The sequence below is a fragment of the Paraburkholderia sp. BR13439 genome (genome assembly GCF_040948805.1).
In the GTDB taxonomy this organism is placed as follows: domain Bacteria; phylum Pseudomonadota; class Gammaproteobacteria; order Burkholderiales; family Burkholderiaceae; genus Paraburkholderia; species Paraburkholderia youngii.
Genome location: NZ_JBFPKN010000017.1, coordinates 1 through 26210, shown reverse-complemented (window position 1 = coordinate 26210; position 26210 = coordinate 1). Strand labels below are relative to the sequence as shown.

24 protein-coding genes and 1 tRNA gene are annotated in these 26210 nt (G+C 64.1%); 13 read left to right on the top strand and 12 right to left on the bottom strand.

The window, feature by feature from the left end; genetic code table 11:
* Positions 1-104: 104 nt before the first annotated feature.
* The 4 genes from ggt to AB3X96_RS28740 all read left to right on the top strand — a co-directional run bounded on the left by ggt (position 105) and on the right by AB3X96_RS28740 (position 5105).
* Positions 105-1745, top strand: a complete 1641-nt coding sequence (ggt, locus tag AB3X96_RS28755) for a gamma-glutamyltransferase (protein ID WP_368592470.1) — start codon at positions 105-107, stop codon at positions 1743-1745.
* Between the two features lie 184 nt (positions 1746-1929).
* Positions 1930-3300, top strand: coding sequence for an MFS transporter (locus AB3X96_RS28750; protein ID WP_368592384.1), 1371 nt, complete (start codon positions 1930-1932; stop codon positions 3298-3300).
* A 334-nt stretch (positions 3301-3634) separates the two neighbouring features.
* Positions 3635-4462: a ferritin-like domain-containing protein gene (locus AB3X96_RS28745; protein ID WP_368583997.1), complete on the top strand. Its 828-nt coding sequence runs from the start codon at positions 3635-3637 to the stop codon at positions 4460-4462.
* Between the two features lie 109 nt (positions 4463-4571).
* Positions 4572-5105 (top strand): hypothetical protein, encoded by a 534-nt coding sequence (locus AB3X96_RS28740; RefSeq protein ID WP_368592383.1) that lies wholly within the window; start codon positions 4572-4574, stop codon positions 5103-5105.
* A 63-nt stretch (positions 5106-5168) separates the two neighbouring features.
* Here AB3X96_RS28740 and AB3X96_RS28735 read toward each other — a convergent pair whose 3' ends face one another.
* From AB3X96_RS28735 to AB3X96_RS28720, 4 genes are all read right to left on the bottom strand, one after another.
* Positions 5169-6725 carry a DEAD/DEAH box helicase gene (locus AB3X96_RS28735; protein WP_368592382.1) on the bottom strand — a complete coding sequence of 519 codons (1557 nt, stop codon included), beginning with the start codon at positions 6723-6725 and terminating at the stop codon, positions 5169-5171.
* 225 nt (positions 6726-6950) lie between these two features.
* On the bottom strand, positions 6951-7571 hold the full coding sequence (locus AB3X96_RS28730; protein WP_176105111.1) for a hemolysin III family protein: 621 nt from the start codon (positions 7569-7571) through the stop codon (positions 6951-6953).
* A gap of 132 nt (positions 7572-7703) precedes the next feature.
* Entirely contained in the window at positions 7704-9005 is a 1302-nt protein-coding gene (locus AB3X96_RS28725; protein WP_368592381.1) for a cytochrome c, read from the bottom strand.
* Positions 9006-9026: 21 nt separating this feature from the next.
* Entirely contained in the window at positions 9027-9758 is a 732-nt protein-coding gene (locus tag AB3X96_RS28720; protein ID WP_035492164.1) for a c-type cytochrome, read from the bottom strand.
* 341 nt (positions 9759-10099) lie between these two features.
* On the opposite strand from AB3X96_RS28720, the gene copC reads away from it, so the two are divergent.
* Both copC and AB3X96_RS28710 read left to right on the top strand, forming a co-directional pair.
* Positions 10100-10477, top strand: coding sequence for a copper homeostasis periplasmic binding protein CopC (gene copC, locus AB3X96_RS28715; protein WP_176105114.1), 378 nt, complete (start codon positions 10100-10102; stop codon positions 10475-10477).
* Positions 10474-11403 carry a copper resistance D family protein gene (locus AB3X96_RS28710; protein ID WP_368592380.1) on the top strand — a complete coding sequence of 310 codons (930 nt, stop codon included), beginning with the start codon at positions 10474-10476 and terminating at the stop codon, positions 11401-11403. Before copC ends, AB3X96_RS28710 begins: the two co-directional genes overlap by 4 nt.
* 180 nt (positions 11404-11583) lie before the next feature.
* On the opposite strand, the gene AB3X96_RS28705 is transcribed toward AB3X96_RS28710, so the two are convergent.
* Positions 11584-11886, bottom strand: coding sequence for a hypothetical protein (locus AB3X96_RS28705; protein ID WP_368592379.1), 303 nt, complete (start codon positions 11884-11886; stop codon positions 11584-11586).
* A gap of 177 nt (positions 11887-12063) precedes the next feature.
* A complete protein-coding gene (gene dgoD / locus AB3X96_RS28700) occupies positions 12064-13212 on the bottom strand; it encodes a galactonate dehydratase (RefSeq protein WP_368592378.1) in 1149 nt (382 codons plus the stop codon).
* 134 nt (positions 13213-13346) lie between these two features.
* Between dgoD and AB3X96_RS28695 the strand changes: the two genes are divergently transcribed.
* Positions 13347-14060 (top strand): FadR/GntR family transcriptional regulator, encoded by a 714-nt coding sequence (locus AB3X96_RS28695; RefSeq protein WP_368592377.1) that lies wholly within the window; start codon positions 13347-13349, stop codon positions 14058-14060.
* 23 nt (positions 14061-14083) lie between these two features.
* Here AB3X96_RS28695 and AB3X96_RS28690 read toward each other — a convergent pair whose 3' ends face one another.
* Positions 14084-15622 carry a DHA2 family efflux MFS transporter permease subunit gene (locus tag AB3X96_RS28690; RefSeq protein WP_176105118.1) on the bottom strand — a complete coding sequence of 513 codons (1539 nt, stop codon included), beginning with the start codon at positions 15620-15622 and terminating at the stop codon, positions 14084-14086.
* Between the two features lie 142 nt (positions 15623-15764).
* Between AB3X96_RS28690 and AB3X96_RS28685 the strand changes: the two genes are divergently transcribed.
* Positions 15765-16208 carry a MarR family winged helix-turn-helix transcriptional regulator gene (locus AB3X96_RS28685; RefSeq protein WP_026229127.1) on the top strand — a complete coding sequence of 148 codons (444 nt, stop codon included), beginning with the start codon at positions 15765-15767 and terminating at the stop codon, positions 16206-16208.
* Positions 16209-16284: 76 nt separating this feature from the next.
* Here AB3X96_RS28685 and AB3X96_RS28680 read toward each other — a convergent pair whose 3' ends face one another.
* Complete coding sequence (locus AB3X96_RS28680; RefSeq protein WP_176121782.1) at positions 16285-16620, bottom strand: hypothetical protein; 336 nt, start codon at positions 16618-16620, stop codon at positions 16285-16287.
* Between the two features lie 395 nt (positions 16621-17015).
* Here AB3X96_RS28680 and AB3X96_RS28675 point away from each other — a divergent pair, with 395 nt between their 5' ends.
* A complete protein-coding gene (locus AB3X96_RS28675) occupies positions 17016-18227 on the top strand; it encodes an MFS transporter (RefSeq protein ID WP_368592469.1) in 1212 nt (403 codons plus the stop codon).
* A 63-nt stretch (positions 18228-18290) separates the two neighbouring features.
* Here the strand turns inward: AB3X96_RS28675 and AB3X96_RS28670 are convergent.
* From AB3X96_RS28670 to AB3X96_RS28655, 4 genes are all read right to left on the bottom strand, one after another.
* A tRNA-Met gene (locus tag AB3X96_RS28670) sits at positions 18291-18367 on the bottom strand.
* A gap of 86 nt (positions 18368-18453) precedes the next feature.
* Positions 18454-20112 (bottom strand): MFS transporter, encoded by a 1659-nt coding sequence (locus tag AB3X96_RS28665; RefSeq protein WP_368592376.1) that lies wholly within the window; start codon positions 20110-20112, stop codon positions 18454-18456.
* A 229-nt stretch (positions 20113-20341) separates the two neighbouring features.
* Positions 20342-21880 (bottom strand): sensor histidine kinase, encoded by a 1539-nt coding sequence (locus AB3X96_RS28660; RefSeq protein WP_176105123.1) that lies wholly within the window; start codon positions 21878-21880, stop codon positions 20342-20344.
* Positions 21881-21891: 11 nt separating this feature from the next.
* A complete protein-coding gene (locus AB3X96_RS28655) occupies positions 21892-22689 on the bottom strand; it encodes a response regulator (RefSeq protein WP_368592375.1) in 798 nt (265 codons plus the stop codon).
* Positions 22690-22944: 255 nt separating this feature from the next.
* On the opposite strand from AB3X96_RS28655, the gene recA reads away from it, so the two are divergent.
* The 4 genes from recA to AB3X96_RS28635 form a co-directional block, all read left to right on the top strand.
* Complete coding sequence (recA, locus tag AB3X96_RS28650; RefSeq protein ID WP_368592374.1) at positions 22945-24021, top strand: recombinase RecA; 1077 nt, start codon at positions 22945-22947, stop codon at positions 24019-24021.
* A gap of 7 nt (positions 24022-24028) precedes the next feature.
* Positions 24029-24796 (top strand): recombination regulator RecX, encoded by a 768-nt coding sequence (gene recX, locus AB3X96_RS28645; protein WP_368592373.1) that lies wholly within the window; start codon positions 24029-24031, stop codon positions 24794-24796.
* Between the two features lie 128 nt (positions 24797-24924).
* Positions 24925-25599 (top strand): DUF2889 domain-containing protein, encoded by a 675-nt coding sequence (locus AB3X96_RS28640; protein WP_368592372.1) that lies wholly within the window; start codon positions 24925-24927, stop codon positions 25597-25599.
* A 57-nt stretch (positions 25600-25656) separates the two neighbouring features.
* A partial coding sequence (locus AB3X96_RS28635) for an ATP-grasp domain-containing protein (RefSeq protein ID WP_368592371.1) occupies positions 25657-26210 on the top strand: 554 nt, incomplete at its 3' end.

Here is a 26210-nt window from a genome sequence, read left to right as displayed (position 1 = left end):
GCTTCGCGATGCAATCCTGGGTTTCGCGATTTACCTGCTTTACAACCCTTCCCCTGATGTCCGGCGACTTTTTCGTGCCGGCCGCGCTTTCGAGAGTGTTCGACATGACTGGCTTCAGCAACTGGCAAAACCCTTATCCGACGCAACGTCTGCCCGTATTCGCACGCAATATCGTTTCGACCTCGCACCCGCTCGCCGCGCAGGCCGGGCTGCGCATGCTGTGGAAGGGCGGCAATGCCGTCGACGCGGCCATCGCGGCCGCCGCCGCGATCACGGTGGTCGAGCCGGTGTCGTGCGGCCTGGGCGGCGACGCGTTCGCGCTCGTGTGGGACGGCAAGAAGCTGCATGGTCTGAACGCGTCGGGCGTGGCGCCGGCCGCGTGGAACGTCGATTACTTCAAGCGCAAATACGGCGAGGAAAACGGCCTCGCGCAGCAGCCGAAGCGCGGCTGGGATGCGGTCACCGTGCCGGGTGTGATCGCCGGCTGGGAAGCGCTGCACCAGAAGTTCGGCAAGCTGCCGTTCGCCGACCTGATGGAGCCGGCCATCGAAATCGCCGAGCGCGGTCACGCGGTGGCGAGCATCGTCGCTTACAAGTGGGCAGCCGCGGTGCCGGAGCTGAAGGACCAGCCGGGCTTCGCGCAAACCTTCATGCCGCGCGGCCGTGCGCCTAAGGTCAGCGAGCTGGTGCGCTTCCCCGGTCACGCGAAGACGCTGCGCCTCATCGCCGAGCAAGGCCCGCGCGCGTTCTACGAAGGCGAGATCGCCGAGCGGATCGCCGCGTTCGCGCGCGCAGGCGGCGGCGCGCTGAGCGCCGACGATCTGCGCAACTACCGCGCTGACTGGGTCGAGCCGATCGGCAAGGACTATCGCGGCTACACCGTGCACGAGATTCCGCCGAACGGCCAGGGCATCGCGGCGCTGGTTGCGCTCGGCATCCTGGAAAAGTTCGACGTGAAGTCGCTGAAGGTCGACAGCGTCGAGTCGCAGCATCTGCAGATCGAAGCGATGAAGCTCGCGTTTGCCGACCTGTATCGCTATGTCGCCGATCCGCGTTCGATGGAAGTCACGCCCGAGCAGATGCTCGACGACGCGTATCTGAGCTCACGCGCGAAGCTGATCGATCCGAAGCGCGCGACGCACTTCGACTTCGGCATGCCGAAGGCGGGCGGCACGATCTACATGTCGGCCGCGGACGAGAGCGGCATGATGGTCAGCTTCATCCAGTCGAACTACATGGGCTTCGGCTCGGGTGTCGTGGTGCCTGAGAGCGGCATCGCGCTGCAGAACCGCGGCTGCGGCTTCTCGATGGACCCGAAGTCGCCGAACGTCGTCGAGGGCGGCAAGCGGCCGTTCCATACGATCATTCCGGCATTCCTCACGCAGCAGGTGAACGGCCAGCAGGAAGCGGTGATGAGCTTCGGCGTGATGGGCGGCGACATGCAGCCGCAAGGCCATCTGCAGACCGTGGTGCGCATGCTCGACTACGGACAGCAGCCGCAGGCCGCGTGCGATGCGCCGCGCTGGAAGGTCAACCGCGACTTCACGGTCGATATCGAGTCGACGCTCGATCCGAAGACCACGGAGGGCCTGCAGAAGCTCGGCCACACGATCAAGTCGGTCGACGATCCGTACATGGACTTCGGCTCCGGCCAGTTCATCTGGAAGCTCGATCGCAACGAGCCGGAGCGCGGCTACGTGGCGGCCAGCGACAGCCGCCGCGATGGTCTGGCGGCCGGCTTCTAGGCCACGACGAGGCAACGCGCGGAGCCGAGGTCCACACCGGAGCTCAGCTCAGGCACCCGGGCAACAGGCGACGAACGCGCGGCATTCCGTATGCCGCGCCAATGCGCGCCCCCAGCCGCCTCGCCGATGCAGGCGAAGCCGCGCCCGACACAGCTATCACGCAGCAGACACGCAGGAGACCATCATGAACACCCCCGCGTCGCATTCGACAAGCGCTTCGCCTCACGCCGCGCCGCTTTCGAAAGCGATGGTGCGGCGGATCGTTTTCTCGTCGTCGATTGGCAACGCGCTCGAGTGGTTCGACTTCCTGGTTTATGGCTACTTTGCGACGATCATCGCGAAACAGTTCTTCCCGATGCAGGACGAGTGGCTGTCGACGCTGCTCGCGATCGCCACCTTCGGCATCTCGTTCCTGATGCGCCCGCTCGGCGCGATCGTGCTCGGCGTGTACGGCGACCGCAAGGGCCGCAAAGCGGCGCTCACGCTCGCGATCGCGCTGATGATGGTCGGTACTTTCACGATGGCCGTGATGCCACCGTTTTCGACGATCGGTCTCGCGGCGCCGCTGCTGGTGCTGTTCGCGCGGCTCGTGCAGGGCTTCGCGGTCGGCGGCGAGTTCGGCAGCGCGACCGCGTTCATGGTCGAACACAGCGCGACGCGGCGCGGCTACTACGCGAGCTGGCAGTTCGCGAGCCAGGGTCTCGCGGCGATCACCGCGGCGGCCTTCGGTTCGCTCCTGACCGCGTGGCTGCCAGCCGAGCATCTGAACAGCTGGGGCTGGCGTGTACCGTTCGTGTTCGGTCTGCTGGTCGGGCCGGTCGGCTACTACATCCGCTCGCATCTCGACGAGACACCCGAATTCCTCGCATTGCGTGAAGAACGGGCGGCTAGCGAAGCGGCCGGCGAACACAAGGCCGTGAACGGATCGAAGGGCGCGTCGTTCTCGAATCAGTGGGTCAACCTGCTGCTTGCGATCGGCATCGTTGCGCAGTCGACGGTCGGGGTGTACGTGCTGCAGCTCTATATGCCGCTCTACGCGGTCAAGCAGCTGCATATGGCGGCGGCCGCCTCGTTCGGCGTGGTCGTGCTGAACGGCGGCATGCAGTTCATCTTCTCACCGATCATGGGCGCGCTGTCCGATCGCATCGGCCGAATTCGTATCATGCTGAGCACGTCGATCCTGATGGGCCTGCTGATCTATCCGATGTTCGCATGGTTGCAGACACATCCGACGATTGGCTGGCTGCTCGTGCTGCAAGGCGTCGCCGGTATTTTCAAGGCCTCGTACTCGGGGCCGATGCCCGCGCTGATGTCGGAGATCTTCCCGACCCAGGTACGCTCGACTGGCCTTTCAATCGGTTACAGCATCGGCGTGACGATCTTCGGCGGCTTCGCGCCGACCATCGTCGAAACCTTCATTCATCTGACCGGCGACAAACTCGCGCCGAGTTATTACGTGCTGCTTGCGGCGGTGCTTTCGGGTGCATCGCTGATCATCGTTGCGCGGCGCATGCGTCGTGTGCGTCCCGTCTCGGGCGAGGTACAAGCTGCCTGAGGAAGAGGGGGCCGCCTGGGGGCGCCCGTGTCCCCAACCCGGCCGGACCTCGTTTGTGTCCGAAAAGCCAGCCTTTTGGGCTGGTTTTTTTTTGCCTTGCGGACATCGTTTTTAATCCGCTGCAAGATTTCGACTATCTTGGAATCGGAACTGCGTCGTTGCGGCATGGTCTGTGCTGTGTGAACTGCATGGTCGGATATCTCCGGCTAACATGCAGAGTACACGGGCCCAACTCTAATTCACGGCGTTGTATCCGGCACGGAGAACATCACGGCGCGCGCGGGGGCGGTTGCGAAGAACTCCACGGGTCGGTACAGCATGGGAGCAAGACACAATGCACACGGAGCTGAACCATGTCATGCCCTGGCGGATCGAGGACATCGATCTGACGCGCATCGACCGGCAGAAGGCCGCTGCCAACGAAGACCTGCTGCTGTTGCTGTGCGCGGCTTCGTTCATCGAAAGCGGCACTGATCTCTACACCAGCAATCTGAGTACATTTTTCAACGACGACCCGGAGGTCTCGGCCTGGCTCAACCACGAGTGGGAGCCCGAGGAAATGCAGCACGGCCGGGCGCTGCAGACCTATATCGCGTATGTATGGCCCGAGTTCGACTGGCATACCGCGTTCCGCAATTTCATGGGCGAGTATTCGCTGACTTGCTCGGTCGAGGATTTCGAAAAGACCCGGGCGCTCGAGATGGTCGCGCGTTGCGTAGTCGAAACGGGTACCGCGACGCTGTATCGAGCGATCAACGAATGCTCGGATGAGGCGGTGCTCAAGCAGATCACCGACAACATCCGCACCGACGAAGTCCGTCATTACAAGCACTTTTTCAAGTACTTCAAGAAGTACAACCGGATCGAGGGCAACGGCCGGCTCGCGGTGCTCGGCGCGTTGATGCGTCGCGTGATGGAAATCAAGAACGAAGATTCGGAGATCGCATTGCGCCACGTGTTCGCGATTCGCTATCCGGAGCGCGTGCACGACTCCGCATATAACCGCGAGCGCGCGGCGCGCATCAATAAGCTGGTGCGGCGCAATCTGTCCGCCGACATGTGCGTGAAGATGCTGCTCAAGCCGCTCGATCTGCCGGCGCGCATTCAGCCGGGTGTGCATTATCCGCTCGCGAAGATCACGCAGCATGTGTTCTTTCGCTGAGCCTTGAAAGCGAATCAAAGAGCAAAGCCCGCATCAGCCCGCATCAGCGGGCTTTGCTTTTTTCGAGGCATGATTGAGCTTGACCCACAACTTCGACTGGATCGATGGCATGAGCGATTCCTCCTCCGCATCACCGTCCGCGCGTCCGCTCGAACAGAATGTGTTCGACGAATGGCCGGCCAACGTGCGCGCGTTGTTCGACGGTTCGTCGCTTGCGGACAAGGTGGGCTTCACCGCGTCGCTGTTGAGCGTCGATGCGAACGGGCACGTGCGCACATCGCTGCTGAGCGTCGGCGAACTCTATGCACCCGACTCGCGCACGCTGTGCATTGCGCTATGGCCGCAGGCGCGCGCGACGGGCGCGATTGCGCAAAGCGGGCGCGCGGCGCTGAGCTTTGTATGCGATGCGGCGTTCTATCAGGTGCAATTGCGTATCGCGCCGCTGCCCGGTGTTGCGGGCGATGACAGCGGCCTCGTCTATCTGCTCGGCTCGATCGACACAGCGGAAGCGCAAAGCGTCCGTTATGCGCGCCTGACGGGCGGCATCACGTTCGAATTGCAAGGAGAGGGGAGTGCGGTGCTCGAGCGATGGGAACAGCAGGTCGAGCATTTGAAGCGGGCTGCCGCCGCGAGCAGCCGTTAGTCTTCGAGCAGGGAAGCGCTAACGGCTGGTACGCACGCTGGCAGCCCTTAGGCCGAGCGACGCTTAACGGCCGCGGTCGCCGTTGCGCGACGGTTGCGCGCCACGCGGCGCATCGTTGCGCTTCACGCCGCCGCCGAGCAACGCGCCCGGATTGCCGTTGGGCGAACGATTGCCTTGAGGCTTGCGCGGCGCGTGGTGCGCGGGAGCGCCATCATGCGCGGCGGCACGCGGCCGATCGTCGTGCCGCTGAGTATCGCGACACGGCTGACCGCCATTGCCGGCCGGCTTCGAACCTTGCGGCCGCGGCGCGGGTTGAGCGTTCGACGCACGCTGTCCCGAACGCTGACCGGAGCCTTGAGCTGGCTTGGCCGATGCGCCACCACCAGCAGCGCCGTCACGACGCCCCGCGCCTTGTCCCTGGCGCTGCGAACGCCCGCCGCCACCCTGGCCGCGTCGCTGGATCGGCTCCGGCTTCGCGGTCGGGTCCGGCTCGAAACCGGCGATCACTTCCTGCGGGACTGGACGCTTGATCAGCTTCTCGATGTCCTTCAGCAACTGCAGTTCATCGACGCACACGAGCGACACCGCCTCGCCCGTCGCGCCCGCGCGACCCGTGCGGCCGATGCGGTGCACGTAGTCTTCCGGCACGTTCGGCAGATCGAAGTTGACCACGTGCGGCAGCTGATCGATATCGATGCCGCGTGCCGCGATGTCGGTTGCCACCAGCACCTGCAGCGTGCCGTCCTTGAACTCGGCAAGCGCGCGAGTGCGGGCCGATTGGCTCTTGTTGCCGTGGATCGCGAGCGCGCTGATGCCGTCCTTCGTCAGCTGCTCGGCGAGGCGGTTCGCGCCGTGCTTGGTGCGCGTGAACACGAGCACCTGGAACCAGTTGTGCTGCCGGATCAGATGAGTGAGCAGCTCGCGCTTGCGGTCGCGATCGACCGGGTGAATCTTTTGCGCGACCGTTTCGGCCGTCGTGTTGCGGCGCGCAACTTCGATCAGCGCCGGTGAATCGAGCAGGCCGTCGGCGAGCGCCTTGATCTCGTCGGAGAAGGTCGCCGAGAACAGCAGGTTCTGGCGCTTCGGCGGCAGCTTCGCGAGCACGCGCTTGATGTCGTGGATGAAACCCATGTCGAGCATGCGGTCCGCTTCGTCGAGTACGAGAATCTCGAGATGCGACAGGTCGATGGTCTTCTGCTGCATGTGATCGAGCAGACGGCCCGGCGTCGCGACGACGATGTCAACGCCGCGCTTGAGCGCATCGATCTGCGGATTGATGCCGACACCGCCGAACATCACGGTCGACTTCAGCTTCAGATACTTGCCGTACGCACGCACGCTTTCTTCGACCTGCGCGGCGAGTTCGCGCGTCGGCGTGAGGATCAGCGCGCGCACCACGCGCTTGCCGCCGGCGGCCGGCGACATCGAATTCAGGCGCTGCAGGATCGGCAGCGTGAAGCCGGCGGTCTTGCCGGTGCCGGTTTGCGCGCCGGCGAGCAGATCGCCGCCGTTGAGCACGGCCGGGATCGCCTGAGTCTGGATCGGAGTCGGGCTGGTATAGCCGAGTTCATTGACAGCGCGGACCAGCGGTTCGGACAAGCCGAGGGAATCAAAAGACATAAAAGCTCTTTGCAATGCAGTTTCGCGAACGGCCCCGCTGAGCCCATAGGACCCCAACGGGGAAAAACCAGCGCGGCATCGACACGCCCGCATGGCGTGTGCGAGGCCGCAGCCCGGTTCCGTTCACGGAGAAATCGGCGGCACGCTCACAGATGTGCCGAATGTTTCAACGCGCTATGCAGACACGTCGACTGGCCTTAAGTTGCAATTCGTCGCCGTGGAACGTCACGCGACATAGCGCGCGACACTGACGAATTGACACAGACTGCCCGCCAATACGAACAGGTGCCAGATACCATGTCCGTGGCGGATGCGCTCGTCGTTGATGAAGAAATAGATGCCGGCGCTGTAGATGACGCCGCCGGCCACGAGCCACGCGGTACCCGCGGCCGGCAATGCCTGCACCAGCGGGCGGACAGCTACGAGCGCGAGCCATCCCATCAACACATACAGCACCATCGACACGCTGCGGGTGCGTCGCCCGAGCGTGAGTTCCTGCACGATGCCGAGGGCAGCGAGCCCCCAGCTCACGCCGAATAGCGACCAGCCCCACGGTCCACGCAACGTGACGAGCGTGAACGGCGTGTAACTGCCGGCGATCAGCAGGTAGATCGCCGAATGATCGCATTTCTGCAGAATCGCCTTCAGTCGCGCATGGCTGACGCTGTGATACAGCGTCGAGATCGCATACAGCACGAACAGCATCGCACCATACACGCTGAAGCTGACGACCTTGTACGCGTCGCCGGCGAGCGCGCCCATCGTGACGAGCGCCGCCAGCCCCACCACCGACAGCACGGCGCCGACGAGATGGGTAATGCTGTTCAAACGCTCACCAAAGGGCACGACTCTTTCCTCCCGCACGGTCCCACGAAGGCGACCACCAACACAAACAGGCCCACATGATACCGGTACTGAAAAAACGAAGGGCGCGGCCGCGAAACTCGCAGGCCGCGCCCAGGGTACGTCGAACCCTGCTTAGTCGAGCGGCGCCGAACGCAACTCGGCCACTTGCTGTGGCGACACGGCCGTACCGTGGTTGCCCCAGGACATACGGATGTACGTCACGACCGCTGCGACTTCCTGATTCGACAGAGACTGTGCGAACGGCGGCATGCCGTACGGATGCGGGTTCGCGTCCGTGCTCGGCGGATAACCGCCGTTCAGCACCATGCGGATCGGGTTGACCGCCGAGGGCATCTGGATCGACTGGTTGTTCGCGAGCGGCGGGAATGCCGGCGGGCGGCCGAGACCATTGTCTTCGTGGCACTTCGCGCAGTTGTCAGCGTAGATCTTCTGACCTTGCTTCAGCAGTTCGCCGCCGAACTTTTCCGAGGTTTCGAGCTGCAGCGGTTCCGGTGCTTCGCTCTTCTGCGGAATCGTCTTCAGGTACGTCGCCATCGCGTTGATGTCTTCGGTCGACAGATACTGCAGGCTGTTGTGAACCACTTCGGCCATCGGACCGAACACCGCGCCGCGGCTCGACGCGCCGGTCTTCAGCAGATCGGCGATGTCCTTCAGGTCCCAGTCGCCGAGGCCGGCTTCCTTGTTCGACGTCAGCGACGGCGCATACCAGTTCTGCAGCGGAATCAGACCGCCCGCGAACGCCGCCGAGCTGACCGGGCCGCCCATCGCGTTGATCGACGTATGGCACATGCCGCAGTGGCCGAGGCCTTCGACCAGATACGCACCGCGGTTCCATTCGACCGACTTGGTCGGGTCCGGCTTGAACTCGCCTTCACGGAAGAACAGCGTGCGCCAGCCGATCAGCATGTTGCGCTGGTTGAACGGGAATTTCAGTTCGTGCGGACGGCTCGGTACGTTGACCGGCGTGACCGAGCGCAGGTACGCGTAGATCGCGTCGGAGTCGGCGCGCGTGACCTTCGTGTAGCTCGTGAACGGGAAGCCCGGATAGAGCAGGCTGCCATCTTTCGAGCGGCCGGTGTGCATCGCGCGATAGAAGTCGTCCTGGGTCCACTTGCCGATGCCGTACTGGTCGTCAGGCGTGATGTTCGGCGTGAACATCGTGCCGAATGGCGTGGCCATCGGCAGGCCGCCGGCGAACGGCTGGCCGCCGCGCACGGTGTGGCAGGCGATACAGTCGCCCGCGCGGGCGAGGTACTCGCCCTTCTTGATCAGGTCGGCCTGGTCCGCGGGCGTTGCCGCGACGGCCGCGCCGCTGCTATGAAGATGGTCGCCGCCCGACCACAGGACGGGAACGAGTGCGGCGGCCGCGACCACGACGACTGCAGAGAGGGCGAACAAAGACTTGCGTTTCATTTGAATGTCTCTCCCGGCGCCTTATTGCGGTTCGCTGCCGCAGGCAAGCGGAGTCTTCAAGGAGCGGGCCGGAGCCGGCACGGGGTTTTGCGGAGCCTGCTGCGTGGCAAGCCAGGCCGCGACGGCGTTCACGTCTTCGTCGCTAAGGCGCGTGGCGATGGTGTGCATGCAGTCCGGTGCGATCGCACGACGCGTGCCCGAACGCCATGAGCCAAGCTGCGCGCTGATGTAGTCGGCGTGCAGGCCGACGAGACCCGGGATCGCCGGTTCCATACCGGTCAGCGCCTTGCCGTGGCAGGCCGCGCAAGCGGGCACCTGCTTGTTCGCATCACCATGCAGCACGATCTGCTCACCGCGCGCGAGCGTGGTGGCGGAGGCCGTCGGCTTGGCCGGCGTCGGATACGGTGGGCGCTGCTGCGAGAAGAAGGTGGCGATCTGATGCAGGTAGTCGTCGGAGAGATACGTGACGAGGTAGTTCATCGGCGGGTACTTGCGGCGCCCTTCACGGAAGTTCTGCAACTGATTGAACAGATATCCCGCCGGCTTGCCCGCGAGACGCGGGAAGTAGTCATTGTCGGTGCCTTGCCCATGCGAGCCGTGACAGGCCGTGCAGCCTTGCACGCGCGCTTCCATCGTGTCGGGGGCCTTCGGTTGAGTCTGCGCTTTCGCAGCGCTATAGACACCCGCGGAGCCGATCAGCAGAAGGGCAAGCAACGGGCGGAAGAGGCGTCTTGAAGACACGCGTAACTCCATCAGAATCGGGGACCTGACCGAACTTCGGGCGGCTCGGTGTGAAGGACAGCCGTCGCTGCGGCGACGCAGCATTCTATCATCGAAGGGTGATGGTGCCTATTTGCCGCATTAGATGCGGTTCCAGGTGTGACCACCATGCGACAGTGTGTCGCGTTTGCCAGTTTCGGACTTCAGTTGCGTCGTGCGTCGTGATCAATATCGTTGTCTCATCAAGCAAGGTTGAACCGATCCCCGTGCGCGCCATCGAAGCGTACACTTCCGGGCTCGCCGGCCGTCGTGCAGACGATGCGCGTCGTCGGCCCGGCTCTGTTTCGTTCGTTCTCATCCGCTATCGGCCCCACATGAAGCTATTCGATTTCTCCTCATCGACGCTGCGAGCGTTGATGTCCGGCGCGGTGGCGCTGGCCATGTCATCCACCGCGTTCGCGCATGCGCACCTGATCTCGAGCGTGCCGGCCGCGAACGCCGAGGCCGTCGCGCCCGCCGACGTGACCATCCATTTCACCGAGCCGCTCGAGCCCGCGTTCAGCAAGATCACACTCGCCGATACAAGCGGCAAGCCTGCGACTTCGACCGCGTCGACGGTCGATAGCGCGGACGCCCGCGAGATGCACCTCGCGCTGCCTCAGCTGACGAGCGGCCGCTATTCGGTGCACTGGGTCGCGGTGGCCACCGATGGCCATCGTACGCAAGGCGACTTCGCGTTCAACGTCAAATGAACTTCGACGGACTGTGGATCGGGCAGGTCGCAATGGCCGCGCTCATGAACGTCGCGTTCGGCTTCGCCGTTGGCTCGGCGCTACTCGGCGCATGGCTCGCGAAGGACGGGCAGCAAGGCACTTCACCGGCGCGGCCCGGCTGGATGCGCGCACATCGCTCGATGCTCGCGGCCACCATCGTGCTGGTGCTCGCGGATCTCGGCTGGCTGCTGTATCAGGCGGCGTCGATGAGCGGCGTCGCGTTGCCCGCGGCGTTCGGCGTGGTGCCGACGGTGCTGACGCAAACGCATGTCGGCTATGGCTGGAGCGTCGCGTTCGGCGGCGCACTGGTGCTGCTCGGCACCGCGTTGAGCCATGGCACGGGCATGCTGCGTAACACGCTGCTGTGGCTCGCTGTGCTCGCGATCTCCGCGGGCAAGGCGTCGCTCGGTCATGCGGCCGATGCCGGCGTCGTATCGGCCGCGATCGGCATGCAGACGCTGCACGTGCTCGCGACGAGCGTATGGGGCGGTGTCGCGATGGCCGCGGGCTTCGCGGTGCTGCCGGCGCTCGGCGCATCGACCGCGCGCGGCATGCTGATTCGCACGGCGACCCAGGTGTCGAACGTGTCGCTCGTCGCGGTCGCGTTGGTGTTGCTGTCGGGCGTCTTCAATGCGGTGCGCGGCTCGGGCGGGTCGTTCGAAGCGATTCAGGGGAGCACGTGGGGCCATGTACTGACATTGAAGTTCGTACTGGTCGCGCTCGCGCTGGTGCTCGGCGCGCTGAACCGCACGTCGGCGCTGCCGCGCCTGCGTCGCACCGCGTCGACGATGGATGCGCATACCTTCGTCAACGTGATGTATCTGGAAGCGCTCGTGATGATCGGCGTGTTCGTCGTCGCGGCCGCGTTGTCGCACACCGTGCCGGCGTTCGCTGCGCTCGGCTGAACGCGCGGCGCGGCGCATAAAAAAGCGCCGCACTGCGAAGCACGTGCGGCGCAATACACACGGTCGCCTGGCTGTGGCCAGCGCACCCGCTACTACTCTTCAGGCAAGCAGCGCGTCATCGCGCGCGCGTTCCAGCAATGCAGGCGTCAGTCGCATCACGCGGTCCGGCTCGAAGCTCGCTTACTCGAGACCGAGGCGATGACCGAGAATCGGCGCGCAGAACAACGCGATCGCGCAGCCCGCGGCCTTGCCTTCGAGTTCGGCGCCGGCCGCGTGCATGCCGACCATCTGCGTGAGCAGATCGAAGACCTGCGGCAGGCAGTACAGCATTGCCGCGGCGATAAAGCATTTCCCGACCACCGCGATACTCCATCCGCGCTCGTAGGCGACCATCGCGCCGATGAGGCGCAGCACGCCGAAGACGACCAGCGCGCCGACCGCCGCCTGTTCGCGGATCAGATAGTCAGGAAGGAATTCGCCCATGGTGTTCCCCGCGGCATGCGTTGTCGGCATGCATTTCAGCAAGGAACAGTCCATGCGTCTGTCCGATACCGAACAAACGTCGCGAGAGCTGGGCGGGAGAAGGCTGTGCGGGAATCGAGGCAGGGAGGGGCCCGCGCGTCACGTGGCCGGAACGCGCGGGGCGCAATGGCCCACGAGTCACCATTCGGCGACGCTGCCGTCCGTGTGACGCCACACCGGATTGCGCCAGCGATGACCAACCTTCGCCATCTCGCGCACCTTCTCTTCGTTGACCTCGATGCCGAGGCCCGGGCCTTGCGGGATCGACACGAAGCCGTCTTCATACTTGAAGACTTCCGGGTTCCTGATGTAATCGAGCAGGTCGTTGCCCTGGTTGTAATGGATGCCGAGGCTCTGTTCCTGGATGAACGCGTTGTAGCTGACCGCGTCGATCTGCAGGCAGGTTGCGAGCGCGATCGGGCCGAGCGGACAATGCAGCGCGAGCGCGACATCGTAGGCTTCGGCCATCGCGGCGATCTTGCGGCACTCGGTGATGCCGCCCGCGTGCGACGCGTCCGGCTGGATGATGTCGACGTAGCCGCCCGACAGGATGTGCTTGAAGTCCCAGCGCGAATACAGACGCTCGCCGAGCGCGATCGGTGTGTTGGTCTGATTGACGATGTCGCGCAACGCCTCGGCGTTCTCCGACAGCACCGGCTCCTCGATGAACAGCAGCTTGTACGGATCGAGTTCCTTGGCGAGCACCTTCGCCATCGGCTTGTGCACGCGGCCGTGGAAGTCCACGCCGATGCCGATGTTCGGCCCGACCGCCTCGCGCACCGCCGCGACGTTGTTGATCACGCCTTGCACCTTGTCGAAGGTGTCGATGATCTGCAGTTCTTCGGAGCCGTTCATCTTGACGGCCTTGAAGCCGCGCTCGACCACCGCGCACGCGTTGTTCGCGACATCGCTGGGGCGGTCGCCGCCGATCCACGAGTACACCTTGATCCTGTCGCGCACCTGGCCGCCGAGCAGCGCATGCACCGGCACGCCATGATGCTTGCCCTTGATGTCCCACAGCGCCTGATCGACGCCGGCGATCGCGCTCATCGTGATCGGGCCGCCGCGATAGAAGCCCGCGCGGTACATCACCTGCCAGTGATCCTCGATCAGCAGCGGGTCCTTGCCGATCAGATAATCGGAGAGTTCCTCGACGGCCGCGGCGACCGTGTGCGCGCGGCCTTCCACCACCGGTTCGCCCCAACCGACGATGCCCTCATCGGTCTCGATCTTGAGGAAGCACCAGCGCGGCGGGACGATGAAGGTTTCGAGCTTGGTGATTTTCATGGTGTGTGTCTCCTGACGATCTGCCGGCACGCAAAGAATTTTGGGAATTCCATGCTACAACAAAAGTGCATTTAAATACTATTAATAGTACTATTTGCCACATAGTGGTGAGATTTGGAATACTTGTTGCCGCGTTGCGCGACGAGACCACCACCCGCGAGGAGAAAACCATTCCGCACGATCTGCATGGACGAGTCACCCAACTGCTCGCGACCGCGATTCTGCGCGGCGACTATGCGCCGGAGTCGATCCTGCCTCGCGAAGCCGAGTTAATGGAGACGTTCGGCGTGAGCCGCACGGTGTTGCGCGAGGCGCTGCGCACGCTGACGTCGAAAGGGCTGATCGAATCGCGGCCGCGCGTGGGTACGCGGGTGCGGGTCAAGTCCGCGTGGAATCTGCTCGATGCCGATCTGCTCGACTGGTATTCGCGCGTCGCCGAGCCGATGGCGTTTGCGCTCAAACTGCAGGAAATGCGCGAGATGATCGAGCCTTACGCGGCCGGCCTTGCGGCCACCGCGTGCAACGATGACACGTTGGGCGCGCTTGCGGCCGCCCATGCCGGGATGGTGGCGGCGCGTAACGTCGATGAGTGGGTGCGTGCGGATCTGCAGTTCCATCTGTGCGTGCTGACCGCGTGCAGCAACGAATTGCTGATTCCGCTTGGCGCGCTGATCGAGCGCACGCTCGAGGCACAGTTGCGGCTCAATGCGAAACGCGCCGATGTGTTCAACGCGTCGCTCGCCGAGCACACGGCGGTGTACGACGCCATCCGCGCGCGCGATGCCGCCGCGGCGTACGCGGCGATGTCGTCATTGCTTGGCGTGACGCGCGGGCGAATCGAAGGCTGAGACGGACTGCGCCGCGCTCGATCTCAATCCATCGCCGCATGCGCGGCCGACGCATCCAGCGCTTTATGCGACGGCCGGATCAGCAGCAATAGCGGGATGACCAGCAGCGTTGCCACGAACATCAGCTTGAAGTCGTTCAGATACGCGACCATCGCCGCCTGCTGCGTGATCGACGCGTTCAGTGCCGCGATGTCATAGCGCGAGCCGCCGTCGAGCATCGACTGCAGCGCCGGATTGAACGCGGTCACGTTCGCGGCGAGGTCCGCGTGCGAGATTTGCGTGTTGCGCGTCATCAGCGTCTGCACGATCGAAATGCCGATACTGCTGCCGATATTGCGCATCAAGCTATAAGTCGCGGTGCCGTCCGCGCGCAGCTCCGGCGACAGCGTCGAGAACGTCAGTGCAGACAGCGGCACGAACACGAGACCGAGCCCGAAGCCTTGGATTACGCCTGGCCACACGATGTTCGACTCCGACAGCACGATCGTGTAATGCATCATCTGCCACAGCGCGAACGCCGAGATCAGGAAGCCGCACAGCAATAGCAGCCGCGCATCGACGCGCTTGAGCAGCCGGCCGGCGATCAGCATCGCGACCATCGTGCCGGCGCCGCTCGGCGCGGTGACGAGGCCGGTGGTCGCGACCGGATAACCCATCAGGTTTTGCAGCATCGGCGGCAGCAGCGCGCGGGTCGCGTACATCACCGCGCCGATCACGAAGATGAAGAACGTGCCCGTCGCAAAGTTCGGGTCCTTCAGCAACTTGTACTTGAAAAACGAGCGCTCGCCGACGGTCGCCGTGTGGACGAGGAAAAACGCGAAGCTGATCGCCGCGACCAGCGCCTCGATCACGATCTCGGTCGATGAAAACCAGTCGAGCTGCTCGCCGCGATCGAGCATCGCCTGCAATGCGCCGATCGCGAGGCCGAGCGTGATGAAGCCGAACGCGTCGAACTTCACGTCGTGCTTGGGCTCGCGCTTCGGCAGGAAGGTCGCGACGCCGAACAGCGCGAACGCGCCGATCGGCACGTTGATGAAGAACACCCAGCGCCAGTTGTAGCTATCGGTGAGCCAGCCGCCGAGCGTCGGCCCCAGAATCGGTCCAACCATCACGCCCATGCCCCACACGGCCATCGCCTGGCCCTGCTTTTCACGCGGGTTGATGTCGAGCAGGATCGATTGCGACAGCGGCACCAGCGACGCGCCGAAGATCCCTTGCAGCAAACGCGACACGACGATCTGCGGCAGCGTCTCGGAGAGTCCACACAACGCGGACGCCACCGTGAAGCCGCCAATCGCGATCAGCAGCAGCCGCCTGACGCTGAGGCGGTCCGCCAGCCAGCCGGTGAGCGGCGTGGCGATCGCGGCGGCGACGATATAGGAAGTCAGCACCCATGTGATCTCGTCCTGCGACGCGGACAGCGTGCCTTGCATATGCGGCAGCGCCACGTTGGCGATCGTGCTGTCGAGCGTCTGGATCAGCGTCGCGAGCATGATCGAGATCGTGATCATCGGCCGGTTGAGCAGCTCAGTGGCGCTCGCCGGCGTGGAGGCGGAAGACATGAAGTGTGGGGAGGGTCGATATCGTAAGCATGCTTAGTATATCGTCAATGTGTGTTTGCGCGATCGGGAGTTGTGCTGAAGCTGGAACGCATGCGCAGGCGCAGGCGCGCTGTAAGCCGAAGTGCTTCCGTATAATCCGCGCATGAAAACCCAATTCGAAGAGCGCTTCGGCTTTCTGATCTACGACGTCGGCCGGCTGGCGGGCAAGCGTTTTGACGATCATGCGAAGTCGTCGGTCGACCTGACTCGCGCGCAATGTCGCGTGCTCGCCTATCTCGGCCATTACGGCGAGATCAATCAGGCGCGGCTCGCGGATCTGCTGGAGGTCGCGCCGATCTCGGCGGGCCGGCTGCTCGACCGGATGGAGGAGGGCGGCTGGATCGAGCGGACCGCGAATCCGCAGGATCGCCGCGAGCGCCAGGTGCGCATGACGCCGAAGGCCGAGCGCACGCTCGGCAAGGCGCGCAAAGTCGGCGACGAGGTCGCGCTCGAAGCGCTCAATGGTTTCAGCGATGAAGAAGCGGCGCAGTTGATCGCGCTGCTCCAGCGGGTGCGCGGCAACCTGAGCCGGCTGGTGGATCGCTGAAGCGTCGCGGTGTTGGCGAGACGCTGAAGTCTTTCGCGCGAGCCCGAGCGACGCTGGGCTCGCGCTTCAAATCACGTTATTTGGATTCCGACGCAGGCGCGCCACCGCTCGGCGGTACCAGTTCGTAACAGCCCGCCGCCGCCGTTTTCGCTTTTGCTTCCGGTTGCTGCGCATCGATGCATTTGAACGCGCTCTGATCGCGCTGCACGAAGATCGTGTCGGCCGGCCCGTTGTTGACCACGGCGACGATCTTGTAGCCGTCCTGCAGCAGCGTCGCGAGCATGGTCGAGCTGGCGCGCCATTGACTGTCGGACGTGCTCGGCGTTTGGGCCTGTGCGGTGAGGGCGGCGGTCGTGCCGGCGAGCGTGAGCGCAGCGGTGGTTGCGGCAAGCGCGACGGTGCGGAACGTCATTAAGGAACCTCCTCGAAGTTGCGACGGAATTGCGGAAGGAAGCCTGCCAGGTTCTGCATTGTGGACGCGCGTTGAACCTCCGGAGAGAACTTGCGAGACTTTCTCGGGGCGCTATTCTCTCAAGAGACGGAGCTGCCAACGAAACCCGCGGCGCTTCACTGCCCATACTCTGCGACGCTGCTGCTCGTCGTTCGTTCCATCGATCGCGATGAACGAGCCGAACCCAGCGCTGGGCATTTCCCACACTTCGTCAGCAATTCTTGCGCCGCCATCGATCACGCGCCACAGGGGTATCCGGCTCAGCCATGCCATAAGATGTAGCGGTCGTAGCGAACTGCGCTAGCGCTCGCATGCGTCCGTGCCGTTTCGACCTGTTATTTGATGCCATCTATCGAATGCGAAACGAACCGCAAGTCAATGCCGTCCGGCAGATTCCACGCAGCGTGTGGGTTCTAGGATGTGTGAGTCTTTTCATGGACATCTCATCCGAAATCATCCACAGCCTGCTGCCGATGTTTCTGTTGGCGAGCCTTGGCGCCGGGGCCGGCGCGATTGGGCTCATCGAAGGCGTCGCGGAGGCCACGGCCCAAATCGTCAAGGTGTTTTCGGGAACGCTAAGCGACTACCTCGGCAACCGAAAGTGGCTCGCCGTAGCCGGGTATGCGCTCGGCGCGATGAGCAAGCCGCTTTTTGCCATTGCGTCGTCGGTGGGAGTCGTGGTGACGGCGCGCGTCATCGATCGTGTCGGTAAGGGCATTCGTGGTGCGCCTCGCGATGCGCTCATTGCAGATGTCACGCCGCAGCACGTGCGTGGCGCGGCCTTCGGCCTGCGCCAATCGCTCGATACGGTCGGTGCGTTTCTCGGACCGCTGCTGACGGTTCTCATCATGCTGATCTGGGCAGACAATTTTCGGCTTGCGTTCTGGCTTGCCGTCATTCCCGGGGTGCTCGCGGTCGCGCTGTTGACGTTCGGTATCACCGAGCCTGAGCACGAGCCTCGTGCCAAAAGAAGCAACCCTGTGCGGTGGCACAGTCTCAGGGACCTTGGTTTGGACTACTGGTGGGTCGTAGGGATAGGGGCTGTGTTCGCGTTGGCGCGATTCAGCGAGGCTTTTCTGGTTCTTCGTGCGATGGGCAGCGGCGTACCGATTGCGCTCGTTCCGCTGGTCATGGTGGCAATGAATGTGGTCTACGCGCTCTCCGCTTATCCGTTCGGGAAGCTCGCGGACACGATGCGTCATACGCGGCTGCTGATCGGTGGTCTGGTCGTGTTGATCGGCGCCGACCTCGTGCTGGCACACGGCAGCCACTGGAGCATGGTCGTCGTCGGGGTAGCGCTTTGGGGGCTGCACATGGGGATGACGCAAGGCCTGCTCGCCACGATGGTCGCGCACACCGCGCCAGCGCATTTGCGTGGGACTGCGTTTGGTTTCTTCAATCTGCTGAGCGGCATCGTGACGCTGGTTTCGAGCGTGATCGCAGGTCAGTTGTGGGAACGTGGGGGTGCAGCCATGACGTTTTATGCGGGTGCAGCCTTCGGGCTGATGACCGTCGTGGCGCTTCTCTTTCACCCGACACCGGCCGGATCGGGTAACGACCTGACTTGACGTGGCAGCGGTGAAAAACAAAAAAGCCGCTGTCCTTGTGGGGCAGCGGCTTTTTCTTGATGCTGGTGGCGAATCAGGGACTCGAACCCCGGACCTGCGGATTATGATTCCGTCGCTCTAACCGACTGAGCTAATTCGCCGAAAGAAGCGAGATTATGCTGGGGCAACCGGAGGCTGTCAACCCCCGGCGCGCATCTTTTTCAGATAGCCCAGACTGGCGGTCCGCTCAATCTTTTGCGTAGATATCCGAGTCCTTGGTTTCGCGCACGAACAGCATGCCGATCACGAAGGTGATCACCGCGATGATGATCGGATACCAGAGCCCCGAGTAGATGTTGCCCCGCGCCGCGACGATCGCGAACGCGGTCGCCGGCAGGAAGCCGCCGAACCAGCCATTGCCGATGTGATACGGCAGCGACATCGACGTATAACGGATGCGCGTCGGGAACATCTCGACCAGCATCGCCGCGATCGGACCGTAGACCATCGTTACGTAGATCACGAGGATCGTCAGGACCACGATGCTCATCGGCCAGTTGATCTGAGCCGGATCGGCCTTCGGCGGGTAGCCGGCGGCCTTCAGCGTCGCGGCGAGCGTCTTCTCGAAGGCCTTGGCTTGCTCCTTCGCATCCGGGGCGCGGCCGTCGAACGTGTTGACGACCGTATCACCCACGCGGATCTGCGCGATCGTGCCGGCCGGCGCCGCGACGTTGTCGTAGTTCAGGCCGGCTCGCGACAGCGCGCCCTTCGCGATATCGCAGGAGGTCACGAACTTAGCCGTGCCCACCGGGTTGAACTGGAACGAGCACTCGCCCGGATCGGCGATCACGACGATCGGCGACTTCGCGGTCGCGGCTTCGAGCGCCGGGTTCGTGTAGTGCGTGAGCGCCTTGAACAGCGGGAAGTACGTCAGCGCGGCGATCAGCAGCCCGGCCATGATGATCGGCTTGCGGCCGATGCGATCCGACAGCGAGCCGAAGAATAGGAAGAACGGCGTGCCGATCAGCAGCGCGAGCGCGATCATGATGTTGGCACTCGTGCCGTCGACCTTCAGCGTCTGCGTGAGGAAGAACAGCGTGTAGAACTGGCCCGTGTACCACACGACAGCCTGGCCGGCCGTCAGGCCGAGCAGCGCGAGAATCACGACCTTCAGGTTCTTCCACTGGCCGAACGCTTCGGAGAGCGGGGCCTTCGAGGTCTTGCCCTCGGCCTTGATGCGCTCGAACACCGGCGACTCGTGCAGTTGCAGACGAATCCACACCGACACCGCGAGCAGCAGGATCGACACGACGAACGGAATGCGCCAGCCCCAGGCGCCGAACGAGTCTTCGCCCATGAAAGTGCGCACGCCGAGGATCACGAGCAGCGACAGGAACAGGCCGAGCGTCGCGGTGGTCTGGATCCAGGCGGTGTAGAAGCCGCGGCGGTTCGCCGGCGCGTGTTCGGCCACGTAGGTCGCGGCGCCGCCGTACTCGCCGCCGAGCGCGAGACCCTGCAGCAGACGCATCGCGATGAAGATCACCGGCGAAGCAATGCCGATCGCGGCATAGCCCGGCAGGAAGCCGACGAGGAACGTCGACAGGCCCATGATGATGATCGTGATCAGGAACGTGTACTTGCGCCCGACCATGTCGCCGAGCCGCCCGAATACGATCGCGCCGAACGGCCGCACCGCGAAGCCCGCGGCGAAGCTGAGCAGCGTGAAAATGAACGCCGCGGTCGGATTGACGCCGGAAAAGAAGCTCTTGCTGATGAAGGCCGCAAGCGAGCCGGCCAGATAAAAGTCGTACCACTCGAAAACCGTACCCAGCGACGATGCGAAGATCACCCGCTTCTCATCGCGCGTCATCGGCGCGTGCGAGAGTTGCCCGCCAACGGTAGCCATATGTCGTCTCCAATATTGATATACACACGGATCGCCAGCGCAGGCGTCCCCGTGCAACCGATTATTGGAGTGGAAACTTACGGCGTTCTGACTCGACGCCAAAACCTGGGGTAGTCCGGTAAGCCGGCGAACAGGCGATCAATTTCGGTCAATCTGCGGCGATATTTGCGCAATCCGCGCTGAAATATCTCAAAAACACGCTGACGATCAAGCTGACAATGCGGCCGTGTTAGGGTAAGTCCCGCCCCCGTTCGAGCACCTGCAAGCTGACACGCACCAGGGTGCCGGCGAGTCGCGGCGACTCCTGGTAGACGTTGTCGTCGATGGCGAGCTCGCCGCCGTGCATCGCCGCGATCTCGCGCACGATCGCGAGACCGAGGCCGCTGCCGTCGCCCTCGCGGCCCAGAATCCGGTAGAAGCGCTCGACCACGCGCGAGCGCTCGCTGGCCGGAATGCCGAGCCCGGTGTCCTCGACTTCCAGATGCACGAGCCGCGCCGGGGCGTCGTGGCGCACGCGCACGGTGATGCGGCCGCCCGCCGGCGTATACCGGATCGCGTTGTCGATCAGATTCGACAGCATTTCACGCAGCATCACCGGATTGCCAGCGACTTCGACCGGCTCGTCGGGTGCTTCGTAGCCGAGGTCCATCTGCTTTGCGAGCGCGGCCTGCACCCATTCGCGCACCGCGCTGCGGGCGAGTTCGCCGAGTTCGACCGGCGTGAAGATCTGCCCCGACCGACGGTTCTCCGCGCGCGCGAGCGCGAGCAGCTGGGTGACGAGCCGCGCGGCGTGCTCGGAACTGGTCGCGATCTGTTCGAGCGAGCGATGCACCTCGGCCGACGCGTTCTGGCGCAGCGCAAGCTCGGCCTGCGTGCGCAGGCCGGCGAGCGGCGTTTTCATCTGATGCGCGGCGTCGGCTATGAAGCGCTTTTGCAGCTCCATGTTCTGTTCGAGGCGCGTGAGCAGATCGTTGAACGACGTGACGAGCGGCTCGATTTCAGGCGGCGCGCGGCGCGCTTCGAGCGGTGACAGATCGTCCGGCCGGCGCGCGCGGATATGCGCCTGCAGCGCATGCAGCGGTTCCAGCCCGCGCGACAGCCCGAACCACACGAGCAGGATCGCGAGCGGCAGGATCACGAACTGCGGCAGGATCACGCCCTTGATGATGTCGTTGGCGAGCTGGCTGCGCTTGTCTAGCGTTTCGGCGACCTGCACCAGCACGGGCTGCGCGCCCGGCGTCTGCGGAAACTCGACGGTCGTATACGCGACGCGGATGTCATTGCCGCGCAGCACGTCGTCGCGGAATTCGACGAGGCCCGGTGGCGGGCGGTCCTCCTCGTGCGGCAGCGGCATGTCGCGCTCGCCGGCCACCAGCTCGCCGCGCGTGCCGAGCACCTGAAAGAACACGCTGTCGACGTTGTCGGCGCGCAGGAAATCGCGCGTCGACTCGGGCAGCGACAGCTCCGCGACGCCGTTGACCGGATGGATCTGGCGCGCGAGCACATAGGCGTCGGTTTCGAGCGCGCGGTCGAATGGGCCGTTCGCGATCGACTTCGCGACCAGATAGGTGACCGCGAGGCTCATCGGCCACAGCAGCAGCAGCGGCGCGAGCATCCAGTCGAGAATCTCGCCGAACAGGGAGCGCGGACGCGCTTCGGCGGCGGCTTCGGTTTCGTCGGGCGGGGCGAACGGGTTGGCGTAGCGCGCGTCGCGCGCCTCGTCGAGGTCCGCCGCGTGCGCCGTGGCGCGATCAGCGCGTGCGGACATCGCTGGCCTCTCTATTTGTAGTGATGGCTCGCCGGCATCGCGGCGGACGACGGCGCGGTGGATGGTGGTGCTGCTTGTGCCGCTTGTGCTGTTTGCGGCTCGGAGCCGGCAGCGGCGGCGGGCGCGCTCGCATTCGCTGGCGGCGCCGCTTTTTCGAGGCAGTAGCCGAGCCCGCGCACGGTGATGATGCGCACGCCGCTCGGCTCGATCTTCTTGCGCAGCCGGTGCACGTAGACTTCGATCGCGTTGTTGCTGACTTCCTCGCCCCATTCGCACAGATGGTCGACCAGTTGCTCTTTCGAGACCAGCCGGCCGATCCGTTGCAGCAGCACTTCGAGCAGACCGAGCTCGCGCGCGGACAGATCGATCACCTGGTCGTTGACATAGGCGATGCGGCCCACCTGATCGAACGACAGTGAGCCATGCCGCACGACGGTCGGGCCGCCGCCGGCGCCGCGCCGCGTCAGCGCGCGCACGCGGGCTTCGAGTTCGTTCAGCGCGAAGGGCTTGGCCATGTAATCGTCGGCGCCGAGGTCGAGGCCTTTGACGCGTTCGTCCACACTGTCTGCGGCGGTCAGGATCAGCACAGGCAGGTTCGAATTGCGCGCGCGCAGGCGGCGCAGCACCTCGAGCCCGGACATGCGCGGCAGGCCCAGATCGAGGATCAATAGGTCGAACGTCTGCATTGACAACGCGGTATCGGCTTCTACGCCGCTTTTGACGTGATCGACCGCATAGGCCGATTGGCGGAGTGATCGAACCAGACCGTCCGCGAGTATGCTGTCGTCTTCGGCAATCAGAATTCGCATGGTGCGCCAGCCTGGCTTTGCCGGCACCGTGGGGCTTGCCCCGGCGCGCAGCGGTCTCCGAACATTATTGTGGGTAGTGGGGGGTGACGCGACAGTAAAAATGCGCGTTCGCATCATAATCGCGCTTGCCAAAACCACTGTTTTTTTATACAGTGTCTGCGTTTCGTGTGATGTCCTGCAGGCTCCGCTCAATTCGAGTGAAACCACGGGTGCACACCTGCCTCAGACGCCGTTCATCATAGCAAAGGACGATTCATGGAAGAAAGCAAGAAAGGCTCGGCTGGACTGACTGCTGAAAAGAGCAAGGCTCTCGCCGCCGCGCTCGCGCAGATCGAAAAGCAGTTCGGCAAAGGGTCGGTCATGCGGCTCGGCGCAGGTGAGGCAGTCGAAGACATCCAGGTGGTCTCCACCGGATCGCTCGGCCTCGACATCGCACTGGGCGTCGGCGGTTTGCCGCGCGGCCGCGTGGTTGAAATCTACGGTCCGGAATCGTCCGGTAAAACCACGCTGACGCTGCAGGTCATCGCCGAAATGCAGAAGCTCGGCGGCACCGCGGCGTTCATCGACGCGGAACACGCGCTGGACATTCAATATGCGGGCAAGCTTGGCGTGAACGTCGCCGACCTGCTGGTCTCGCAGCCGGACACCGGCGAGCAGGCGCTCGAAATCGCCGACGCGCTGGTGCGCTCGGGCTCGATCGACATGATCGTGATCGACTCGGTGGCGGCGCTGGTGCCGAAGGCGGAAATCGAAGGCGAAATGGGCGACTCGCTGCCGGGTCTGCAGGCGCGTCTGATGTCGCAGGCACTGCGCAAGCTGACCGGCACGATCAAGCGCACGAACTGCCTCGTGATCTTCATCAACCAGATCCGCATGAAGATCGGCGTGATGTTCGGCAACCCGGAAACCACCACGGGCGGTAACGCGCTGAAGTTCTACGCGTCGGTGCGTCTGGACATTCGCCGCATCGGTTCGATCAAGAAGAACGACGAAGTGATCGGCAACGAAACGCGCGTGAAGGTCGTCAAGAACAAGGTGTCGCCGCCGTTCCGCGAAGCGATCTTCGACATCCTGTACGGCGAGGGCATCTCGCGTCAGGGCGAAATCATCGACCTCGGCGTGCAGGCGAAGATCGTCGACAAGGCTGGCGCATGGTACAGCTACAACGGCGAGCGGATCGGTCAGGGCAAGGACAACGCGCGTGAATTCCTGCGCGAAAATCCGGACATCGCTCGCGAAATCGAAAACCGTATCCGCGAATCGCTGGGCGTCACCGCGATGGCGGACGGCGTGACTGGCGCGGACGCTGAAGTCGCGGACGAAGAAGAGTAAGCATCACGTGATACGCAAAGGCCGGCCGCTGTCCGGTTCCGACTCTGGACGCTATCCGGACGGCCCGCGCGACACGGCGGATGGATCGCCAGATTCCGGCGATCCATTCGATCCGTTCGAATCGTTCGACGCACACGACCGCGCCGCAGGCCGCGGGCCGCAGCGTACACGGTCTGCATCCCCTGCAGCATCGTCCAGCCCGGATTTCTCCGGGCGCGATTCCCGCCCCCCCTCCGAAGTCACCTACAGCCGTTCGCGTCGCCAGGCCGACGAAGTGAAGCCGGGGCAGGCCGACCAAGACGACAGCAGAAAATCCCAACGCCCAGCCCGTTCGCTGAAAGCACGGGCGCTCGGCTATCTGTCGCGCCGCGAATATAGCCGCGCCGAACTCGCGCGCAAGCTGAAGCCCTACGTCGAGGAAACCGATTCGCTCGACACGGTGCTTGACTCGCTGGAAGCCGAAAACTGGCTATCGGACTCGCGCTTCGCGGAAAGTCTGGTTCACCGGCGCGCATCGCGGCTTGGCACGAGCCGCATTCTCGGTGAACTGAAGCAGCACGCGCTGAACCCGGCGGTCGTCGAAGAGGCGAGTGCGCAATTGCGTGAAACCGAACTCGCGCGCGCCCAGGCGGTCTGGCTCAAGAAGTTCGGCCAGCTGCCACAAACGCCGGCGGAGCGCGCGAAGCAGGCGCGCTTCCTGGCGTCGCGCGGCTTCTCCGGTGCGACGATCGGCAAGATCCTGAAGGGTATCGACGACATCTGGGACGGCGACTAGCACGTCAGCCCTGACGGCTGTCGATTACCGCGCCGTAACCCGGCGCGAGGCCGTGCGCAATCGGGGCTGTCCCAAATACCCGTTATGCTAAAATCCAGAGGTTTTCCAATCCGGCCTTTCCTTCCCGCATGTCGCTCTCCCCGCCAGTGTCCCGTCAGTTGCGCCATCGTCGCGCAATCAGAGCGGAAGCTTACGAGCGAGCCGATGGCCTGTGGGATGTGGAAGCGTGCCTGACCGACGAAAAGCCTCGCGATGTGGCGCTTCCGTCGGGAATCCGGCCCAATGGTCAGCCGATCCATGAACTCTGGCTTCGCATCACCATCGATCGCAAGCTCAACGTCGTCGACGCCGAGGCGTCGTCCGACTGGGTGCCCTATCCAGGGTTATGCCAGGCCAGCAATCCCGCCTACCGTGCCCTCATCGGGCTCAATCTGTTCCACAACTTCCGTCGCGATGCTGCCCGTTTGCTGGCCGGCACGGCCGGTTGCACGCATCTCACCGAGCTGTGCGCGATGCTGCCGACCGCCGCGATCCAGGCGTTCGCCGGCGAAGTGTGGAACACCGATGAAGGCACGCCGGGCGCGAACGCGGGTTCGGGAGACGAATCGTCTAACGGCACAGGCGAGCATTCCAACGACAAGCCGCCATTCCAGCTGGGACGCTGCCATGCGCTGCGTTTCGACGGCGAGGCGGTGAAACAGTTTTATCCGCGCTGGTATGGCCACGCACCGCGTCCGGCGGAACGCGCGGCCTCGTCGGACGACGCGGCGGCCCGCGCACGAAGCGGCGACGCATCGGCCTGAACGGCGGCAAAACGGAATCGAAGTTCTATCCAACTCTCAGACTGAAGGGAATCACGCATGAAGATTCACGAGTACCAGGGTAAGGAAATCCTGCGGAAATTCGGCGTCGCGGTACCGCGCGGCAAGCCGGTCTTCTCGGTGGACGATGCGGTCAAGGCCGCTGAAGAGCTCGGCGGCCCGGTGTGGGTCGTCAAGGCTCAGATCCACGCAGGTGGCCGTGGCAAGGGCGGCGGCGTCAAGGTCGCCAAGTCGCTGGAACAGGTTCGCGAGTACTCGAACCAGATCCTCGGCATGCAGCTCGTCACGCACCAGACCGGTCCGGAAGGCCAGAAGGTGAACCGTCTGCTGATCGAAGAAGGCGCTGACATCAAGAAGGAACTGTATGTCGGTCTCGTGATCGATCGCGTTTCGCAGAAGATCGTCGTGATGGCGTCGAGCGAAGGCGGCATGGACGTCGAAGAAGTCGCGGAAAAGACGCCTGAGCTGATCCACAAGGTTGCAGTCGATCCGTCGACCGGCCTGAAGGACTCGGAAGCCGACGACCTCGCGAAGAAGATCGGCGTGCCAGACGCTTCGATCCCCCAAGCCCGCGCAATCCTGCAAGGCCTGTA

Excerpts from the sequence above, each read along its gene's own strand:
- AB3X96_RS28740 (WP_368592383.1), top strand. The coding sequence starts at position 4,572 with ATGAGCGATTCCTCCTCCGCATCACCGTCCGCGCGTCCGCTCGAACAG.
- ggt (WP_368592470.1), top strand. The coding sequence starts at position 105 with ATGACTGGCTTCAGCAACTGGCAAAACCCTTATCCGACGCAACGTCTG.
- copC (WP_176105114.1), top strand. The coding sequence starts at position 10,100 with ATGAAGCTATTCGATTTCTCCTCATCGACGCTGCGAGCGTTGATGTCC.
- AB3X96_RS28725 (WP_368592381.1), bottom strand. The coding sequence starts at position 9,005 with ATGAAACGCAAGTCTTTGTTCGCCCTCTCTGCAGTCGTCGTGGTCGCG.
- AB3X96_RS28745 (WP_368583997.1), top strand. The coding sequence starts at position 3,635 with ATGCACACGGAGCTGAACCATGTCATGCCCTGGCGGATCGAGGACATC.
- AB3X96_RS28660 (WP_176105123.1), bottom strand. The coding sequence starts at position 21,880 with ATGTCCGCACGCGCTGATCGCGCCACGGCGCACGCGGCGGACCTCGAC.
- AB3X96_RS28675 (WP_368592469.1), top strand. The coding sequence starts at position 17,016 with ATGCGAAACGAACCGCAAGTCAATGCCGTCCGGCAGATTCCACGCAGC.
- AB3X96_RS28690 (WP_176105118.1), bottom strand. The coding sequence starts at position 15,622 with ATGTCTTCCGCCTCCACGCCGGCGAGCGCCACTGAGCTGCTCAACCGG.
- AB3X96_RS28735 (WP_368592382.1), bottom strand. The coding sequence starts at position 6,725 with ATGTCTTTTGATTCCCTCGGCTTGTCCGAACCGCTGGTCCGCGCTGTC.
- AB3X96_RS28655 (WP_368592375.1), bottom strand. The coding sequence starts at position 22,689 with ATGCGAATTCTGATTGCCGAAGACGACAGCATACTCGCGGACGGTCTG.
- recA (WP_368592374.1), top strand. The coding sequence starts at position 22,945 with ATGGAAGAAAGCAAGAAAGGCTCGGCTGGACTGACTGCTGAAAAGAGC.
- dgoD (WP_368592378.1), bottom strand. The coding sequence starts at position 13,212 with ATGAAAATCACCAAGCTCGAAACCTTCATCGTCCCGCCGCGCTGGTGC.
- AB3X96_RS28750 (WP_368592384.1), top strand. The coding sequence starts at position 1,930 with ATGAACACCCCCGCGTCGCATTCGACAAGCGCTTCGCCTCACGCCGCG.
- AB3X96_RS28680 (WP_176121782.1), bottom strand. The coding sequence starts at position 16,620 with ATGACGTTCCGCACCGTCGCGCTTGCCGCAACCACCGCTGCGCTCACG.
- AB3X96_RS28705 (WP_368592379.1), bottom strand. The coding sequence starts at position 11,886 with ATGGGCGAATTCCTTCCTGACTATCTGATCCGCGAACAGGCGGCGGTC.
- AB3X96_RS28665 (WP_368592376.1), bottom strand. The coding sequence starts at position 20,112 with ATGGCTACCGTTGGCGGGCAACTCTCGCACGCGCCGATGACGCGCGAT.
- AB3X96_RS28720 (WP_035492164.1), bottom strand. The coding sequence starts at position 9,758 with ATGGAGTTACGCGTGTCTTCAAGACGCCTCTTCCGCCCGTTGCTTGCC.
- AB3X96_RS28640 (WP_368592372.1), top strand. The coding sequence starts at position 24,925 with ATGTCGCTCTCCCCGCCAGTGTCCCGTCAGTTGCGCCATCGTCGCGCA.
- AB3X96_RS28685 (WP_026229127.1), top strand. The coding sequence starts at position 15,765 with ATGAAAACCCAATTCGAAGAGCGCTTCGGCTTTCTGATCTACGACGTC.
- AB3X96_RS28710 (WP_368592380.1), top strand. The coding sequence starts at position 10,474 with ATGAACTTCGACGGACTGTGGATCGGGCAGGTCGCAATGGCCGCGCTC.